The organism is Methylobacterium sp. J-078 (assembly GCF_022829285.1).
GTDB lineage: Bacteria > Pseudomonadota > Alphaproteobacteria > Rhizobiales > Beijerinckiaceae > Methylobacterium.
The window spans coordinates 52,453-69,185 of the sequence record NZ_JAKSYI010000062.1 but is presented as its reverse complement, the minus strand read 5'-3'; the positions used below and the strand labels follow the sequence as shown (position 1 = coordinate 69,185).

The 16,733-nt window shown below is 69.0% G+C and carries 17 protein-coding genes; 5 read left to right on the top strand and 12 right to left on the bottom strand.

The genetic code is table 11. The features are described 5' to 3' along the window. Positions 1 to 87: 87 nt before the first annotated feature. The 3 genes from rpsD to murI form a co-directional block, all read right to left on the bottom strand. On the bottom strand, positions 88 to 705 hold the full coding sequence (gene rpsD, locus MKK58_RS09675; protein ID WP_243911875.1) for a 30S ribosomal protein S4: 618 nt from the start codon (positions 703 to 705) through the stop codon (positions 88 to 90). A 182-nt stretch (positions 706 to 887) separates the two neighbouring features. Further along, positions 888 to 1,067, bottom strand: coding sequence for a hypothetical protein (locus MKK58_RS09670; RefSeq protein WP_243911874.1), 180 nt, complete (start codon positions 1,065 to 1,067; stop codon positions 888 to 890). An 88-nt stretch (positions 1,068 to 1,155) separates the two neighbouring features. Beyond that, entirely contained in the window at positions 1,156 to 2,031 is an 876-nt protein-coding gene (gene murI / locus MKK58_RS09665; RefSeq protein WP_243911873.1) for a glutamate racemase, read from the bottom strand. Positions 2,032 to 2,251: 220 nt separating this feature from the next. Between murI and egtB the strand changes: the two genes are divergently transcribed. Beyond that, positions 2,252 to 3,520: an ergothioneine biosynthesis protein EgtB gene (gene egtB, locus MKK58_RS09660; protein WP_243911872.1), complete on the top strand. Its 1,269-nt coding sequence runs from the start codon at positions 2,252 to 2,254 to the stop codon at positions 3,518 to 3,520. A 35-nt stretch (positions 3,521 to 3,555) separates the two neighbouring features. Next, a complete protein-coding gene (egtD, locus tag MKK58_RS09655) occupies positions 3,556 to 4,530 on the top strand; it encodes an L-histidine N(alpha)-methyltransferase (protein WP_279578302.1) in 975 nt (324 codons plus the stop codon). Between the two features lie 4 nt (positions 4,531 to 4,534). Here the strand turns inward: egtD and MKK58_RS09650 are convergent, their stop codons facing one another. The 4 genes from MKK58_RS09650 to MKK58_RS09635 form a co-directional block, all read right to left on the bottom strand. After that, positions 4,535 to 4,801, bottom strand: coding sequence for a hypothetical protein (locus MKK58_RS09650; protein ID WP_243911871.1), 267 nt, complete (start codon positions 4,799 to 4,801; stop codon positions 4,535 to 4,537). A 206-nt stretch (positions 4,802 to 5,007) separates the two neighbouring features. Beyond that, positions 5,008 to 7,494 (bottom strand): ATP-dependent Clp protease ATP-binding subunit ClpA, encoded by a 2,487-nt coding sequence (gene clpA, locus MKK58_RS09645; RefSeq protein ID WP_243911870.1) that lies wholly within the window; start codon positions 7,492 to 7,494, stop codon positions 5,008 to 5,010. 23 nt (positions 7,495 to 7,517) lie between these two features. Further along, positions 7,518 to 7,946, bottom strand: a complete 429-nt coding sequence (gene clpS / locus MKK58_RS09640; protein WP_243911869.1) for an ATP-dependent Clp protease adapter ClpS — start codon at positions 7,944 to 7,946, stop codon at positions 7,518 to 7,520. Positions 7,947 to 8,212: 266 nt separating this feature from the next. After that, positions 8,213 to 8,683: a phasin family protein gene (locus tag MKK58_RS09635; protein ID WP_243911868.1), complete on the bottom strand. Its 471-nt coding sequence runs from the start codon at positions 8,681 to 8,683 to the stop codon at positions 8,213 to 8,215. 304 nt (positions 8,684 to 8,987) lie between these two features. Here MKK58_RS09635 and MKK58_RS09630 point away from each other — a divergent pair, with 304 nt between their 5' ends. Further along, the gene (locus MKK58_RS09630; protein WP_243911867.1) at positions 8,988 to 10,472 is read left to right on the top strand and encodes a D-alanyl-D-alanine carboxypeptidase; all 1,485 of its coding nucleotides are present in this window, start codon (positions 8,988 to 8,990) and stop codon (positions 10,470 to 10,472) included. 115 nt (positions 10,473 to 10,587) lie between these two features. On the opposite strand, the gene MKK58_RS09625 is transcribed toward MKK58_RS09630, so the two are convergent. The 3 genes from MKK58_RS09625 to MKK58_RS09615 form a co-directional block, all read right to left on the bottom strand. Beyond that, the gene (locus tag MKK58_RS09625) at positions 10,588 to 11,265 is read right to left on the bottom strand and encodes a J domain-containing protein (protein WP_243911866.1); all 678 of its coding nucleotides are present in this window, start codon (positions 11,263 to 11,265) and stop codon (positions 10,588 to 10,590) included. Beyond that, complete coding sequence (locus MKK58_RS09620; RefSeq protein ID WP_243911865.1) at positions 11,262 to 11,522, bottom strand: hypothetical protein; 261 nt, start codon at positions 11,520 to 11,522, stop codon at positions 11,262 to 11,264. The genes MKK58_RS09625 and MKK58_RS09620 overlap by 4 nt, the downstream gene beginning before the upstream one ends. Before the next feature lie 65 nt (positions 11,523 to 11,587). Continuing rightward, entirely contained in the window at positions 11,588 to 12,748 is a 1,161-nt protein-coding gene (locus MKK58_RS09615) for a S1C family serine protease (RefSeq protein ID WP_243911864.1), read from the bottom strand. Between the two features lie 437 nt (positions 12,749 to 13,185). Between MKK58_RS09615 and MKK58_RS09610 the strand changes: the two genes are divergently transcribed. Continuing rightward, the gene (locus MKK58_RS09610) at positions 13,186 to 13,401 is read left to right on the top strand and encodes a hypothetical protein (protein WP_243911863.1); all 216 of its coding nucleotides are present in this window, start codon (positions 13,186 to 13,188) and stop codon (positions 13,399 to 13,401) included. Here MKK58_RS09610 and MKK58_RS09605 read toward each other — a convergent pair. Both MKK58_RS09605 and galU read right to left on the bottom strand, forming a co-directional pair. Beyond that, positions 13,389 to 14,327, bottom strand: coding sequence for a DUF817 domain-containing protein (locus MKK58_RS09605; RefSeq protein WP_243911862.1), 939 nt, complete (start codon positions 14,325 to 14,327; stop codon positions 13,389 to 13,391). The two genes, MKK58_RS09610 and MKK58_RS09605, sit on opposite strands and share 13 nt — an antisense overlap. 281 nt (positions 14,328 to 14,608) lie before the next feature. Further along, positions 14,609 to 15,475 (bottom strand): UTP--glucose-1-phosphate uridylyltransferase GalU, encoded by an 867-nt coding sequence (gene galU, locus MKK58_RS09600; protein WP_243911861.1) that lies wholly within the window; start codon positions 15,473 to 15,475, stop codon positions 14,609 to 14,611. A gap of 167 nt (positions 15,476 to 15,642) precedes the next feature. Between galU and galE the strand changes: the two genes are divergently transcribed. Continuing rightward, the gene (gene galE, locus MKK58_RS09595; protein ID WP_243911860.1) at positions 15,643 to 16,632 is read left to right on the top strand and encodes a UDP-glucose 4-epimerase GalE; all 990 of its coding nucleotides are present in this window, start codon (positions 15,643 to 15,645) and stop codon (positions 16,630 to 16,632) included. The last annotated feature ends 101 nt before the right edge of the window (positions 16,633 to 16,733 follow it).

The following is a 16,733-nucleotide window of genomic DNA, read 5'->3' as shown; positions in this document are numbered from 1 at the left end:
TCCGGGAGCGGCTTTCCCCGAGCGACAACGAAAAAGGGCCGCCCTCCCGGGGCGGCCCTCCTGCGTGTCGGCTCTGATCGTTGAAGATCAGCGCGAGTAGAACTCGATGACCAGGTTCGGTTCCATCTGGACCGGGTAGGGAACCTCGCCGAGGTTCGGCACGCGGGTGACGCGGGCCGTCATCTTCTGGTGATCCACCTCGATGTAGTCCGGCACGTCGCGCTCGGGGAGCTGCGCGGCCACGACGACGATCTCGAGCTGCTTGGACGAATCCTTGACCTCGATCAGGTCGCCCGTCTTCACGAGGTAGCTGGCGATGTTGACGCGCTGGCCGTTGACCTTGACGTGCCCGTGGTTGACGAACTGACGCGCCGCGAACGGGGTCGGCACGAACTTCGCGCGGTACACGACGGCGTCGAGGCGGCGCTCCAGCAGGCCGATCAGGTTCTCGCCGGAATCGCCGCGCAGGCGGATCGCCTCGGCGTAGTAGCGGCGGAACTGCTTCTCGGTGATGTTGGCGTAGTAGCCCTTGAGCTTCTGCTTGGCGCGCAGCTGGGTGCCGAAGTCGGACATCTTGCCCTTGCGGCGCTGGCCGTGCTGGCCGGGGCCGTACTCGCGGCGATTGACGGGGCTCTTCGGGCGGCCCCAGATGTTCTGGCCCATGCGGCGATCGAGCTTGTGCTTCGCCTGAATGCGTTTTGACATCGCGGTTCCTCTCGCAATGGAGATCTGTCGAGGAACGCGCCCTCCTCTCTTCGCCGCCGGCTCGGGCCGGGGACGGAGCGACAGGACGGACAGGGCCGCCCACGGGTGCGCTTGAAAATGCGTCGGGGCCCCTCGTCGGAGCCCCGTCACCGGCGCTTCGTTAGAGCAGGCCCGCCCCCGCGTCAATGCCGAGCCGGCTCGGCACGGTCCGACGCCGCCGGGTGGATCGGCCCCGAACGGGTCAGGCGCGGCGCGCGGTCGGTCATCGTCGCGTGCTGCGGATCCGGATGTCCTGGGAGCCCGAAGCCCGGCAGGACGCGGACGGAGCGGAAGCGCGGGCGCGTGACGCCGATGAACGGCATGGCCGGTTCGTTCGCCCCGGCGATTTACCTGCCTGCGCCGATGTCCCCTCCCCGAGGAAATCGAAACCGTGGACCTGTATCGGGCCCGCTATTGCAGGCCCAGCGGCATGGCCTCGACCGCGATCCCGCCGACGCCCCGCGTGGCCAGGGAGCGCCGCAGCGGAGCGGTCAGACCGGCTCCGCCGGTGAAGGCGCCGAACACCGGGGCGGCATCCGGGGCATTGCGATCGACCGGGCCGAGGAGCTGGATCACCCGCCGGGCGATGGCCGGGGCGGGGTCGATCCAGGTCACCGGCCAGGGGGCGAGCGCCTGGAAGCGGGGTAGCAGGAGCGGATAATGCGTGCAGGCGAGGCAGACCACGTCCGTGCGCCGGCCGTCTTCCAGGGTGACGAAGCAGGGCGCGATCTCGCGGGCGAGCGCCGCGTCGTCGACCGGGCTGCCGGCCAGTTCGGCCTCGGCGAAGCCGGCGAGGTTCGGAGCACCCACCAGGGTGACGGCGCAGGCGCCCGCGTAGGTTTCCACGAGTTCGTGCGTATAGGCCCGTGCCACGGTGCCGGGGGTCGCCAGCAGGCTCACCACCCGCGAGCGCGTGGCCTCCGCCGCCGGCTTGATCGGCGGCACGACGCCGACGAACGGGGTGACGAAGCGCTGGCGAAGCGCCGGCAGGACCAGGGTCGAAGCCGTGTTGCAGGCCACCACCACGAGGTCCGGGGCGTGCAGGCCGATTAGGCGCTCCATGACGGTGAGCACCCGCTCCACCAGAACGGGCTCCGAGAGGCGGCCATACGGGAAGGCCGCGTCGTCGGCGGCGTAGACGTAGGCGGCGTCCGGGCGGGCTCGCCGGACCTGCTCCAGCACCGTGAGGCCGCCGAGCCCGGAATCGAAAACCAGGATCGTGGGCGTCGGCGCCAGCTTGCGTGCCACGGCGCCCGTGGTCGCTCCTGCCATGAGATCGATCCGCATCCGAGTCCGGTCCGGTTGCCCCGCGTCGAAAGCGGAGTGTCGGCCCCGGAGGGTTAAGGCGATCTCACCGTGGCGGCAAAAAGGCGACGCGGTTCCGCCGCGTAGGACGCGGTTCGGTCGCGGGTGGCGTGGTCGCGACGAAGAGCCCGGTCGGGCCTCGGTTGTCGAATGGCCGCGCAGCCATATCTCCCCCTCTCGATGGATGTTGGGAGTGGCCGCCATGGCAGCGACGGCAGCGTTTCGCGAGACCCGTGACGAGGTGGCCGACCGGGCGGCCTTCCCGCCCCCGCCGCTCGGCGCGCGCCCGGTCGATCGGGCGGCCTGGATCGCCGCCTTCCGCCACGTGCGCGACGAGACGGAGCGTCGCGCCGCCCCCCTGTCGCCGGAGGACCAGCAGGTCCAGTCGATGGCGGATGCGAGCCCGACGAAGTGGCACCGGGCGCACACCACCTGGTTCTTCGAGCAGTTCCTCCTGCGCGAGCACCTGCCGGGCTACGCGATCTACGACGAGCGGCTGCACTACCTGTTCAACTCGTACTACGTCGCCGCCGGCCCCCGTCAGCCGCGGATCATGCGGGGCCTCATCACCCGTCCGACGGCGGACGAGGTCGCGGGCTACCGGGCGCATGTGGACCGCGCCGTCGAGGCTCTCCTGAGCCAGGCCTCGGCCAGCGCCCTCGAGGCGATCCTGCCGGTCCTGGAAATCGGGCTCTACCACGAGCAGCAGCACCAGGAACTGTTGATCACCGACATCCTGCACGCCTTCGCGCAGAACCCCCTCGGCCCCGCCTACGACCCGAACTGGCGCTTTCCCCGGCCGCAGGGCGCCACGGGTCGGGCGGAGCTTGCACGCGGCATCACGCAGATCGGTCATGCCGGCGAGGGCTTCTCGTTCGACAACGAATCGCCCCGCCACGACGTGCTGATCCAGGGTGGTACCATCGACCGCGCCCTGGTCACCAATGCCGAGTGGCTCGCCTTCATGGCAGACGGCGGCTACGCGCGGCCCGAACTCTGGCTCTCGGACGGCTGGATCGCCGCGCAAGCCGAGGGCTGGGACGCGCCGGGCTATTGGCGGCGCGTGGGCGAAGACTGGGCGAGCATGACGCTCGCGGGCATCCGGGCCGTCGATCCGGCGCTCCCCGTCACCCATATCAGCTACTACGAGGCCGACGCCTATGCGCGCTGGGCCGGGCGCGACCTGCCGACCGAGTTCGAATGGGAAGTGGCCGCTCGCGAGGATCGCCTCGCCGATGCCTTCGGCCTCGTCTGGCAATGGACCCGTAGCGCCTACACCGCCTATCCGGGCTACCGGCCGGTGGACGGGGCGCTCGGCGAGTACAACGGCAAGTTCATGTCGAACCAGTTCGTGCTGCGCGGCTCCTCGGTGGCGACGCCGCAGGGTCATGCGCGGGTGGGCTACCGCAACTTCTTCTATCCGCACCAGCGCTGGCAGTTCACGGGCCTGCGCCTGTCGGACGTCCGCTGAGTTCTCGAGACCCGTCACGTATCCGGAGAGACGCCTTGACCATCAATCCCGTCTTCACGGACGCGACCCCGATCGCCGCCATCGACGCCGAGCGGCAATTCCTCGACGACGTGCTGGAGGGCCTGTCGGCACCCCAGAAGTTCCTCTCGGCCAAGTACTTCTACGACGCGGCCGGGTCGGACCTCTTCGAGGCGATCACCCACCAGCCGGAATACTACCCGACCCGCACCGAACTCGGCATCCTCGACGATCAGGGCGCGGCCATCGCCGCGACCCTGCCGGCGCGGGCCAACCTAGTGGAGTTCGGCAGCGGTTCCACCGTGAAGGTGCGGCGCCTGATGGTGCACCGGCCGGATCTCGCCGCCTACGTGCCGGTGGACGTATCGGAGAGCTTCTTGCGGAGCGAGGCGGAGGCGCTGGCTCGCGACGTCCCGAACCTGACGATCACCCCGGTGGCAGCCGATTTCACCCGCGCCTTCACCCTGCCGGAGGGGCTGTCCGAGGGACCGGTGGCCGGCTTCTTCCCCGGTTCGACCATCGGCAATTTCGAGCCGCCCCAGGCCACCAGCCTGCTGGCGCATTTCGGCCGGGTGCTGGGGCCGGGCGCGACCCTGATCATCGGCGTCGACCTCGTGAAGGACAAGGCCGTGCTCGATGCGGCCTATGACGACGCGGCCGGGGTGACGGCGGCCTTCAACCGTAACCTCCTGACCCGTATCCGGAACGAACTCGGCGCCGAGATCGACCTCGACGGCTTCGCGCACCAGGCCTTCTTCGACGCGCAAGCCTCTCGCATCGAGATGCACCTCGTCAGCCTGCGGGCGCAGTCGATCCGCCTCGCCAACCGGCGGATCGATTTCAAAGCCGGCGAGACGATCCATACGGAGAACAGCTACAAGTACACGGTCGAGCGCTTTCAGGCTCTTGCAGGCGAGGCCGGCTGGATTCCGACCGAGGTCTGGACGGATCCCGAGCGCCTGTTCTCGATCCACGCGCTCCGGCGACCCTGATCCCTCAGGCGCGCTTTTCCATCATGGCCTTGACCTGCATGAGCTGGTCCCAGAGCTGGCCCGGCGAGGTTCCGAGGAAGTCGAGGCCGGCGGTCACGCCCCAGTAGATGCCGAACACGATCAGCGGGACGAGGATCCAGCCCAGGATCTCCTCGCCCCGCCGCCGGCGTTTGCGGCGCAGGCGGCGCTCCTCGCGCCGGGACAGCTTCGGAGCGGTCTGGGCCTGCGTGCCGGTGACGGGCGTGAGGGGGCCCTCGTGCAAGTCGTTCATCGGGGACGCCCTCCTCGGTCGATCGCTGCGATGGGAGGCGTTTCCGGCTGGTCTGTCGTCTTGCCCGCCCTCCGTGTCCCGCGCTTGCTAACCATACCAGGATCGCGTGTCGACCGCCGGGCGTGCATTTGTCGGGCCGCCGTGACGGTGTGTCCCCATAGGGAAACGGCCTCCCCGGATCATCCGGGGAGGCCGTTCGGTTCGGCTCAGGCCTTGACCAGGGGCACCTTGGGAACGGTGCGCACGCCACCCGAGCCGCCGTTCGGACCGCCCTTGTCGTCGCGCTTATCGTTCGGCTTGCGTGCGGAGGCCTTCACCTTGGCGCGCTTGTGCTTCTTGGCGGCGTTGGCCACGTCCTTCTCGGGCTTCGGCGTGACCGGTCCGGCGGGGAACTCGAAGCCGAGGACATCCTTCGTCCCGTCCCTGGCCCCCGCGTCGGGCTTGCGCACCACGACCCGGACGGCCCCGCCTTCCTTGAGGCGCCCGAACAGGACCTCGTCGGCCAGCGGCGTCTTGATCGTGGACTGGATCAGGCGCGCCATCGGACGGGCGCCCATGGCGTCGTCGTAGCCGTTCTCGGTCAGCCAATCGCGGGCTTCGTCCGAGAGCTCGATGGTGACATTGCGGTCGGCGAGCTGCGCCTCGAGCTGGAGGACGAACTTGTCGACCACCTTCGCCACCACGTCCTTCGGCAGGTGGCCGAACGAGATGATCGCGTCGAGCCGGTTGCGGAATTCCGGCGCGAACAGCTTGTTGATCGCCTCCACGTCGTCGCCCGAGCGCTTGGTCTGGGTGAAGCCGTAGGCCGAGCGCGCGAGGTCGGACGCACCCGCATTCGTGGTCATGATGATGATCACGTTGCGGAAATCGACCTGCTTGCCGTTGTGGTCGGTCAGCTTGCCGTGGTCCATGACCTGCAACAGGATGTTGAACAGGTCCGGATGCGCCTTCTCGATCTCGTCGAGAAGCAGCACGCAGTGCGGGTGCTGATCGATGCCGTCGGTGAGCAGGCCGCCCTGATCGAAGCCCACGTAGCCGGGCGGCGCGCCGATGAGGCGGCTGACCGTGTGGCGCTCCATGTACTCGGACATGTCGAACCGCAGCATCTCGACGCCGAGCGAGGCGGCGAGCTGCTTGGCGGCCTCGGTCTTGCCGACGCCGGTCGGACCCGCGAACAGGTACGAACCGATCGGCTTGTCGGGATCGCGCAGGCCGGCGCGGGCCAGCTTGATCGCCGAGGTCAACGCCTCGATGGCGTTCGGCTGGCCGTAGACGACACGCTTGAGGTTCTCGGTCAGGTTCTTGAGCACCACCGCGTCGTCCTTCGACACGGTCTTGGGCGGGATGCGGGCCATCGTGGCGATGGTCGCCTCGATCTCCTTGACGCCGATGGTGCGCTTGCGGCGCGCCTCCGGCACCAGCATCTGCGAGGCGCCGGTCTCGTCGATGACGTCGATGGCCTTGTCGGGCAGCTTGCGGTCGTTGATGTAGCGCGCCGATAGCTCGACCGCGGCCTTCACGGCCTCGGTGGTGTACTTGAGCTTGTGGAACTCCTCGAAATACGGCTTCAGGCCCTTCACGATCTCAATCGCGTCGGGGATCGACGGCTCGTTAACGTCGATCTTCTGGAAGCGGCGCACCAGGGCGCGGTCCTTCTCGAAGTACTGGCGGTACTCCTTGTAGGTGGTCGAGCCGATGCAACGGAGCGACCCGTTGGCCAGAGCGGGCTTGAGGAGGTTCGAGGCGTCCATCGCGCCCCCGGAGGTGGCGCCGGCGCCGATCACCGTGTGGATCTCGTCGATGAAGAGCACCGCGTTCGGGTGCGCCTCGATTTCCTTCATCACCTGCTTCAGGCGCTCCTCGAAATCGCCCCGGTAGCGGGTGCCGGCCAGCAGCGTGCCCATGTCCAAGGAGAACACGGTCGCGTCGATGAGGACCTCGGGGACCTCCTTGTTGATGATCTTGCGGGCCAGCCCCTCCGCGATGGCGGTCTTGCCGACGCCGGGCTCGCCCACGAGGAGCGGGTTGTTCTTCTGGCGGCGGCAGAGGATCTGGATCGTGCGCTGCACCTCGGCCTCTCGGCCGATCAGCGGGTCGATCCGGCCATCACGGGCCTTCTTGTTCAGGTTGACGCAGTAGGCCTCGAGGGCATCGCCCTTCTTCTTGGCGCGATTGTCGCCCTCCTCGCCGCTGGGACGCTCGGCGACGGGCTCGTCCTCGGCGCCGCGCACGGGCTTGGCCTCGGAGGCGCCGGGACGCTTGGCGATGCCGTGGCTGATGTAGTTGACCGCGTCGTAGCGGGTCATGTCCTGCTCCTGCAGGAAGTAGGCGGCGTGGCTCTCGCGCTCGGCGAAGATCGCCACCAGCACGTTGGCTCCCGTCACCTCCTCGCGGCCGGAGGATTGCACGTGGATTACTGCGCGCTGGATCACCCGCTGGAAGCCCGCCGTGGGCTTGGCGTCCTGGCGCCCGTCCCCGATCAGGTTCGACAGCTCGGTGTCGACGTACTCGACGAGGCTGCGCTTGAGGGTGTCGACCTCGACGTTGCAGGCTCGCATGACGGCCGCCGCGTCCTGATCGTCCACGAGGGCGAGCAGGAGATGCTCCAGCGTCGCGTATTCGTGCCGGCGCTCGCCGGCGAGCGCCAGGGCGCGGTGGAGAGCTTGTTCTAGGCTGCGAGAGAAGCTGGGCAAAGCGTGGCCTCTGTGTGGGATGCCTATTTCTTTTCCATAACGCACTGGAGAGGATGTTGGTGTTTGCGGGCGAAGTCCATCACCTGCGTCACCTTGGTCTCCGCGACCTCGTAGGTGAAGACCCCGCATTCGCCGACACCGTTGTGGTGCACGTGCATCATGATCTGGTAGGCGTCTTCCTGCGACTTGTTGAAGAATTTCTCGACGACATGCACGACGAATTCCATCGGCGTGTAGTCGTCGTTCAGCAAGAGAACCCTGTAGAGGCTCGGTCGCTTGGTCTTCGGCTTGGTCCGGGTGATGATCGCCGTGCCGGAGCGGCCATCATCGTTGCCCCCCGGTTCGCGGGGGTCGTCGGCGGCGCGCGCCGGTGAACCATGGCGGTTCGGGAGGGAAGTCTCGGGGCCGTCCGCGCGCGCTGATTCGCTGCCCCGTAGCAGGACGTCGGTCATCTGAATCGCATCGACCCCATGGTGCGGCATGCTGCTCGTGAAGCTGCTGGTCCGCGGGTCGCGCCGGCGAGGCGCGCTCGCATCGTCAGCAATCTATAGAGCGATCGGCCGCTTCGCCAGTCGGCTGCGCGCACTTGTCCGACCCCTCCGGACCGGCCTGGTCCCGGAAACGCGACCGGCCCCGCGCGATGTCTCGCGCGGGGCCGCCTCGGGGTTTCGTCGCAAGGGATGGCGGGGCGGGCCGGAGGCCCGCTGCCGCCGCCGGATCAGGCCGCCAGCTTCGGCGCGGTCACGGCCGGGAACTTCGGAAAGTTCTTGGCGTCGAAGAAGGCCTTGGGATCGAAGAACGTCTTGGTGTCGAAGAACGCCTTGGGATCGAAGAAGGTCTTGGTGTCGAAGAAGGCCTTCGGATCGAAGGTCGCGGTGTCACCGGCCAGCGGGGCGCCGACGTCCTTGGCGAGGCCCTGGTACAGGTCGCTCATCACCTTCGCCTGGCTCTGCAGGCGCTCGAAGGAGGCCTTCAGGTAGGCGCCCTGGATCTCCATGGCGGCCTGCAGCGTGCGCGCGCCGGCCAGCTTCTTCATGGTCTCGCTGCCGGCGGCATAGGATTCCTTGGCGAAATCCGCCCACTCGATCCCGGCGGTCTGGTTGGTCTTGGAGACCGTGGAGACGGTCTTCATCAGCTTGGCCATCCCGGTCTTGTTGATCTCGGCGGCCTTCTCGAACATCTGGGTCATCGGGTGCTCCTCTGCGCCCTCGTCGGGGCGTCCCTGTCGATCGGGCAGATGCCCGCGAAGCCGAATGCGGCTCGTCCCCCATAAGTGTGCGATGCAACACGAAACGTCAAGACGTATATTGCACTGCAATATGGGCCGGTATCGCGATAAATTGCCGGCCAGCCATTAACCCGGCCGTAACTGCGTCGACCTAGCCTGATTGACAGATGTTGCGGGGGCACGGCGGCGACGCGGAGCCCTCCGCCCAGATGTTGCAGTGCAAGCCGGTCGTCTCGGGCCGTGCATGTCGAGGCAGTGAGTCGTGATGCGTAGCCATACTCCCCGCGTCGGCCGGGTGCCTGCGTTGTCGGCCGCCATCGCGGCGGCGGCGGTCCTGACGGCCCTGGCCTCCCCGGCCGAGGCGCGGCGCGGGCACCACCATCGCGGTGGCGGGGGCGGCGGCTACAACCCCCCCTACGCGGCCATGGTGGTGGACGTGAAGACGGGCAAGACGCTGCACGCGATCAACGAGGATTCGCTGCGCCATCCCGCCTCCATCACCAAGGTGATGACCCTCTACATGCTGTTCGAGCAGCTGGAGCGGGGTCGCTTCACCCTCGAGTCGCCGCTCACGATCTCGTCCTTCGCCGCCGCGCAGGCGCCCTCCAAGCTCGGACTGCGTCCCGGCTCCACCATCGCGGTGGAGGACGCGATCAAGGCGATCGTGACGAAGTCCGCCAACGACGTGGCCTGCGCCATCGGCGAGAACATCGCCGGCTCCGAGCCGCGCTTCGCCGAGATGATGACCCAGAAGGCCAAGGCCCTGGGCATGACGCGCACCAACTACGCCAACGCCTCCGGCCTGCCCGACGCCGACCAGATCACCACGGCGCGCGACCTCACCGTGCTGGCCCGGGCGATCCAGGACCGCTTCCCGCGCTACTACCGCTACTTCCAGACGCGCTCCTTCGCCTTCCGGGGCCGCGTCATCGGCAACCACAACCGCCTCCTCGGCAACGTCCAGGGCGTCGACGGCATCAAGACGGGCTACACCCGCGATTCCGGCTTCAACCTGATGACGGCGGCCCGCCTCGACGACCGCCAGATCGTCGCGATCGTGCTGGGCGGCAAGTCCGGCGCCAGCCGCGACCGGATCATGGCCGATCTCGTGCGCCAGTCCCTGCCGCGGGCCTATGCGGGCGCCCGCCAGACCCCGGCGGCGATCGAGGTCGCCGAGCGCGCCCGTCCGGCGGTGGTGGCCGACGGCGCGTCCCGCACCCGCACCCAGGTCGCCTCGGCGGACGACGAAGACGTCGAGACGACGGCCTCGACGGTCCGTGGTGGCCAGCCCCTCGACATCACCCCGGCCCGCACCGCGACGACGACCCCCGGCAGCGCCGGCATGAAGTACCGCTCGGGGACGCTCCCGGGCTCCGCCCAGGCCTACGCGTCGACCGGCGGGCAGGCCCCCTTCCCCGGCTCCAAGACCGATGCGCGCCTCGCCTCCGTCGACGGCCCCCGCGCCGAGGCGCCCAAGCCCGTCTCGGGCGCCCGGATCACTCCGACCGCCTGGGTGATCCAGCTCGGCGCCATGGACGACGAGGACAAGGCCAAGTCGATGCTGGCCGAGGCCCGCAGCCGGGCCAGCGGCGCCCTCGCCAAGGCCGCGCCCTACACGGTGAAGGTCGAGCATGGCGGCGCCACCCTGTTCCGAGCCCGCTTCTCGGGCTTCGCCGAGCAGGACACGGCGCAGGATGCCTGCAACGCCCTGAAGCGCAGCGGCTTCAGCTGCTTCGCCACCCGGAGCTAGAGCCCCCGCGAACGCGGGTGATCCGGCCCCCGACGGGGCCTTCGTCCACGCCCGGTGCGTTTCGCCGGGGGGGCGCGAATCGACCAAACCCCTGTCTGGCAACGCGCGTGGAGTATCAGCGATGTCGGTTGTTAAGCCTGTCACGGGCCGCGTTGACGCGGGCCGCCTGCTCGGCCGTGCCTCCCTGGTCGGGATGCAGGCGCTTCATCAACGCCCTGTGGGCCACCCGGATCTGCTCCAGGGTCGCCCCGCGCTCAAGCCCCAGGATCTGATAGGCCTCCTGCTCCGTCATCGCCCCTGGGTCCGGCGGGCGGCGCGGCCGCGGGTCGGCATCAGCCTGAGCGTCTACACGCCAGCCGGGGTGCCGGCGGTCCAGATACGCCTCTAGCCGGCGGGCCGTGTCGGGGTTGCGCCCGAACAGGGCGAGGAGTCCGGACAGGGGAATCGTCCGCAGGGACTGGCCCGCGTAGGGGCCAGCGAGTACCACCCCCTCCCCGTCCGCGTCGAAGCGGATGGTGGCTCCGGAGAGCCGGCGCGGATCGTAGCGCGCCGCCAGCGCCTGGCCCCGCCGCCGCAGGCCGGCGGAGCCCTCCAGCAGCCAGATCGCGCCGGCCGCGAGCAGGACCGCGAATTCGATCCGACCCCGGACGAGGAACAGGGCTGCCGCCGCGAGGGCGGCGTAGCCCCCGACCTGCCGGATCAGGCGGGTGCTGAGCGACGGATAGCGGCGCAGGGCATCCCGGCCGAACCACCACAGGATGAGGAGGGCGAGGCCGCCCGCGAGGATCGTCATCGGCCGACGCCGTACTCGGCGCTCACGCGACCGCCGACGCGCAGTTGCACCCCGCCGAGGTCGTGGACGCCGCGCGCCGGCGCGGCCGGGCGCCGCGTTCCGGTGCCACAATCCGGCCGGGGCGGCAGGCGCACCCCCTCGGGTGCATCCTCGGGACAGAGGCGCGGCGGCACAGGGCGCTCGCCGGCTCCGGCCGCTCGGGGGACGAGGGCGCCGAGACACAGGAGGGCGAGGAGGACGTGACGCTGGAAGACCATGCGGTGCTTTCGAAGTTCGATCGCGAGCCTTAGCGGCCCTGACCGCCCCTGACGAGGCGGCCGGGTCAGAGGCGCGTCTCCGCGACGTCGGTGGTGGTGACCCGGACCCGGCGGGTCCGGCCGTCGCGCTCTACCATCAGGTCCACCGCCGCGCCGAGGCCGGCCGCCTCCATCGCCGCGGTCAGGTCGGCGAGGCGGTGGACGGGGCGGTTCCCGGCGCCCACGATGATGTCGCCGATCTCGCCGGTCTGCGGATCGACGCCGCGCAGGCCGGCGGCGGCGGCCGGCGAGCCCCGCAGGACGCGCAGGATCACGACGCCGTCGATGCCGAGGCGGGCGGCGGTGGCTTCCTGTCCGGCGATGATACCGATCCCGGGATTGCGGGTCCGCCCGTTCCGGATGAGTTCCGGCACGACCCGGTTCACCACGTCGACGGGAATCGCGAAGCCGATGCCCGCGCTGCTGCCGGAGGGCGAGTAGATCGCGGTGTTCACGCCGATCAGGCGCCCGGCGGAATCGAGCAGGGGACCGCCGGAATTGCCGGGGTTGATCGCCGCGTCTGTCTGGATGACGCCCGAGAGCTCGCGCCCCTCCCCCGTGGGCAGGCGGCGCTGGAGGGCGCTGATCACGCCCGTGGTCAGGGTGTGGTCGAGGCCGAACGGGTTGCCGATGGCGTAGGTCGATTGCCCGACCTTGAGGTCGGCGGAGGTGCCCAGCGCCAGGGGCCGCAGGGCCGCGCCGGTGCGGCCGAGGCGCAGGACCGCGAGGTCGTAGCTCGGCGCGGTGCCCACCACGCTGGCGGAGACGACTTCGCCGGAGGAGAGGCGCACGGCGATGGAGCCGCCACTCTGCACGGCCGCCGCGACCACGTGGTTGTTGGTCACCACGTGCCCGGCCGCATCCCAGATGAAGCCCGTGCCCGTCTGCGAGCCGTTGCCCTGCTCAGCCCCCTCGCCCTCGACGCCCATCAGGGCCCGCCCCTGCGCGGCCGCCTGCGCGAAGACGTGCACCACCGAGGGGCTGGCCTGGGCGAACAGATCCACCGTCGCCGTCTCGGCGGGCGCGAGGTCACCCCGCGCCGTGACGGCGCGCGGGGTCTGCGCGGCATAGAGGAAGCCGTTCACGTAGGGCTGCGCCACGTAGAGCGCGAGCAGGACCAGCGCCGCTCCGGCCGCCCACCTCAGGAAGCGATCCGGCGACCGAGGGGCCGGGTACCGGTCGGACATGTGGCATCCCCTTCACCATGCTGCGAAAACCGTATCGCACCGCGTGCGCATTAACTGGTCGGTGACGCAATGTCCTTCAACTGGACCGGTCCCGCAGCGGGAAGGGGGTGCGTCAGCACACCGAAGCCCGCAATGGCCGAAGATAAAACCGGCGCATTGCATCAGCGCCTATACGTCGAAGTATCAGGGGGAAGCGTCCAAAAGCAGCCATATTCTGCGCGCTCATCAGCAATGCTGGTGCGTGCATGAGACGAGGATGGTTCAGGCTCGGACGATGATTTCGGCCGTGCCTGAATCGACCGCAAAGTTGCCTTAGTGATGCTTCCTTTCTCCCGAATGGTGCCCTGCAGCAAACGTTCAGGTTCGAGATCCTAAAGATTTTCGGCCGAACGACGGCATCGCGGGGACCCACGCCCACGATCGAAGGAATGAGACTCATGGAAACCCAAGCCCTGGAACGTCCCGCCGATCTCACGATCTGGCGTACCGCTCCGGTCCCGGCTCCCCTGGCCCAGCCCGCGCGTTATCGCACCCTGCGCGAGGCCATCGAGGCCGCGGCCGGCGCCCTCGCGGACCCGGCCAAGCAGCCCTGGATCATCACCGAGGACGGCGAAGTCCTGTCCCCGAACTGGATCCGGACCTACCTCAACTGAAGCCCGCAGGTCGGTGCCGTCCCGGCGCCGCACGCTTCGCGAGCCGACCGCCGGAACTCCCGCGGCCGGCTCACGAGCGTCACCAGCACGTACGAGACGATCATCAGCAGGAACCACGACCCGAATTTCTGCCACGGCACCGGGGCCCAGCCGGCCACCTGCGCCGGATAGAGCCAGACCCGGGTGTAGGTGCCGATGTTCTCGGCAATCCAGATGAACACCGCCACGAGGCAAAAGCCCAGCAGCAGCGGCATCCGGCGGTGGACCTGCCAGACCTTGAAATACACCCAGGTTCGGCCGAACAACAGCGCGGTCGCCGCGAACAGCACGATCCGCATGTCCCAGACGACGTGGTGACTGAAGAAGTTCAGGTAGATCGCCCCGGCCAGCGGCAAGGTGAAGCGCAGGCGCGGATGGTGCGCGAACCGGAAATCGAACAGGCGCCAGACGCGCGCGATGTATGACCCGACGCTGGCATACATGAAGCCCGTGAAGAGGGGCACGCCCGCGATCCGCAGGAGGCTCGCCTCCGGGTAGATCCACGATCCGACGCTGGTCTTGAAGATCTCCATCACCGTGCCGACGACGTGATAGAGGGCGATGATCTTCGCCTCCTCCCAGGTCTCCATCCGCGCGAGGAGCAGCCCGGCCTGGATGGCGATGGCCGCCAGGGTGAGCGCGTCGTAGCGGCTCAGGGCGGCATCGGGCGGATAGAACAGGTAGCTCCCGATCAGGGCCGCGCAGAGCAGGCCGCCGAACAGACAGGCCCAACCCTGCTTGATCCCGAAGCGCAGAAACTCGTAGCTCCCGGCGACCCAGGGCCCCCGCGCCTGCGCCCAGGCCCCGACGCGCGCCTCCGCTGCGATGAAGCGCGCCAAAGGTGGCCAGAGCCGCGCCGCGCTCGCGGCCGTCGTCCCGTCTTCCATACCGTGCCCCCCGTCCCCGGCAGCCTAGGCGTGGGTTGAGACAAAAAAAGGCCGCTCCGAAGAGCGGCCCGAAGTCTAGGGAGGAAACGCCCAAGAAGGGCTGCCGAACCGCGACGCCATCGCGATCCCGCAATGCACAACCTAAGCTGCGACGCACAAAACGCAAGGGCGTCGCGTACCGGCTCCCGCACTTTTCTGGCATGCCACCCGCGCGCCCGGCGCATCGCTGCGCCGGCGCCCGGTTTCGTCGCCCCGTGGGCGCTCGCCCCGGGGGGGGGCGCTCAATGGTCCTTGAGAAGCTGGGCGATCTCGGCCTTCAGGGCTTCGGCGAGGTCCTTGCGCTCCAGCGCGTAGGCGATGTTCGCGGTCAGGAAGCCGAGCTTCGATCCGGTGTCGTAGGTCCGGCCCTGGTAGTGCATGCCGAAGAACTTCTGATCCTTGGCGAGCTTGATCATCGCGTCGGTGAGCTGGATCTCGCCGCCCGCGCCGGTCTCGCCGGCCGAGAGGATGTCGAAGATCTCGGGCTGCAGGATGTAGCGCCCGGAAATGATGAAGTTCGACGGCGCGGTGCCGGCCTTGGGCTTCTCCACCATGCCGTCGATCTCGAAGGTCTGGCCGAAGGTCTGGCCGACGCCGACGATCCCGTACTGGTGGGTCTCCTCGGGCTTCACCTCCTCGACGGCGATCACGTTGCCGCCATGGCGCTCGTAGGCCGAGAGCATCTGCTGCATGCAGCCGCGGCTGAGCATGTCGGGCAGCAGCACCGCGAAGGGCTCGTCGCCCACGATCTCGCGCGCGCACCAGACCGCGTGTCCGAGGCCGAGGGGGGCCTGCTGGCGGGTAAAGCTGGTCTGGCCGGCGGCCGGCAGATCGCGCTTGAGTTCCTCGTAGGCCGCGGTCTTGCCGCGCTCCTGCAGCATCCGGTCGAGCTCGAAGGCGACGTCGAAATGGTCCTCGATCACCGCCTTGCCGCGACCGGTCACGAAGATGAAGTGCTCGATGCCGGCTTCGCGGGCCTCGTCGACGACGTGCTGCACCACGGGCCGGTCGACCACGGTGAGCATCTCCTTCGGCACGGCCTTGGTGGCCGGGAGGAAGCGTGTGCCCAAGCCGGCGACGGGCAGGACGGCCTTGCGAATCGGTTTCATCGAGCGGGACCCGGTAACGAGGAAAGTGAGAAGAACCCGGAAGGGATTGACGAACCTTCAATGCAGCCGCGCTTAAACCCGGACGGCATCGCCATCGACCGGACGGGCATAACCGAGAAGCCGGTTTTCCGATATATCGGCGATGGTACGATTGGGGAGCGGGTCTGATGGCGGTTCTGGTGACGGGCGGGGCCGGCTATATCGGCAGCCACATGGTTCTGGCCCTGCTGGATGCCGGCCATGAGGAGGTGGTGGTTCTCGACGACCTCTCGACGGGCTTCGACTGGGCCCTGCCGCCCGAAGTCCGGCTGGTCGTGGGCGACGTCGCCGACCAGTCCCTCGTGACCGAAATCATCCTCCAGAATCGCATCGACGCGATCGCGCATTTCGCCGCGCGGATCGTCGTGCCGGACTCGGTGGCCGATCCCCTGCACTACTACCTCGCCAACACGGTGAAGACCCGCGCGCTGATCGAGACGGCGGTGCGCTGCGGGGTCAAGCACGTGATCTTCTCCTCCACCGCCGCCGTTTACGGCGAGCCCGAGACCGTGCCGGTGCCGGAGAACCTCCTGCCCGCGCCGATCAACCCTTACGGCCGCTCGAAGCTGATGAGCGAATGGATGATCGCGGACGCTGCCAAGGCGCACGGCTTCTCCTACGTGATCCTGCGCTACTTCAACGTGGCGGGGGCCGACCCGCGCGGACGCACCGGGCAGTCGACCCCGAACGCCACGCACCTCATCAAGGTGGCGACCCAGGCAGCCCTCGGCCAGCGCACGCATCTCGAGGTGTTCGGCACCGATTACCCTACCCGGGACGGATCGTGCCTGCGCGACTACATCCAGGTCTCCGACCTCGCCGAGGCCCACCGCGTGGCCCTGAGCCACCTGCGCTCCGGCGGCGAGAGCCTGACCCTGAATTGCGGCTACGGCCGGGGCTACTCGGTTCTGGAGGTGATCGAGGTGGTCAAGCGCGTCTCCGGCCGGGATTTCGAGGTCCGGCTGTCGCCGCGCCGGCCCGGGGACCCGGCCCAGATCATCGCCGAGGCCCAGCGCATCCGCGACCTCGGCTGGTCGCCGAAGAACGACGATCTCGATGCGATCGTCGCGCAGGCCTTCGCCTGGGAAGAGGCCCTGACCCGGCGCAACCGCACGTGAGGCTTCTCCCGGCCCTGGTCCTGGCCGGCGCGATCGGGCTCGGGGCGCCGGCCGGGGCCGCCCCACAATCCGCCAAGGCTCCTGCGGCCGCGGCGACGCCC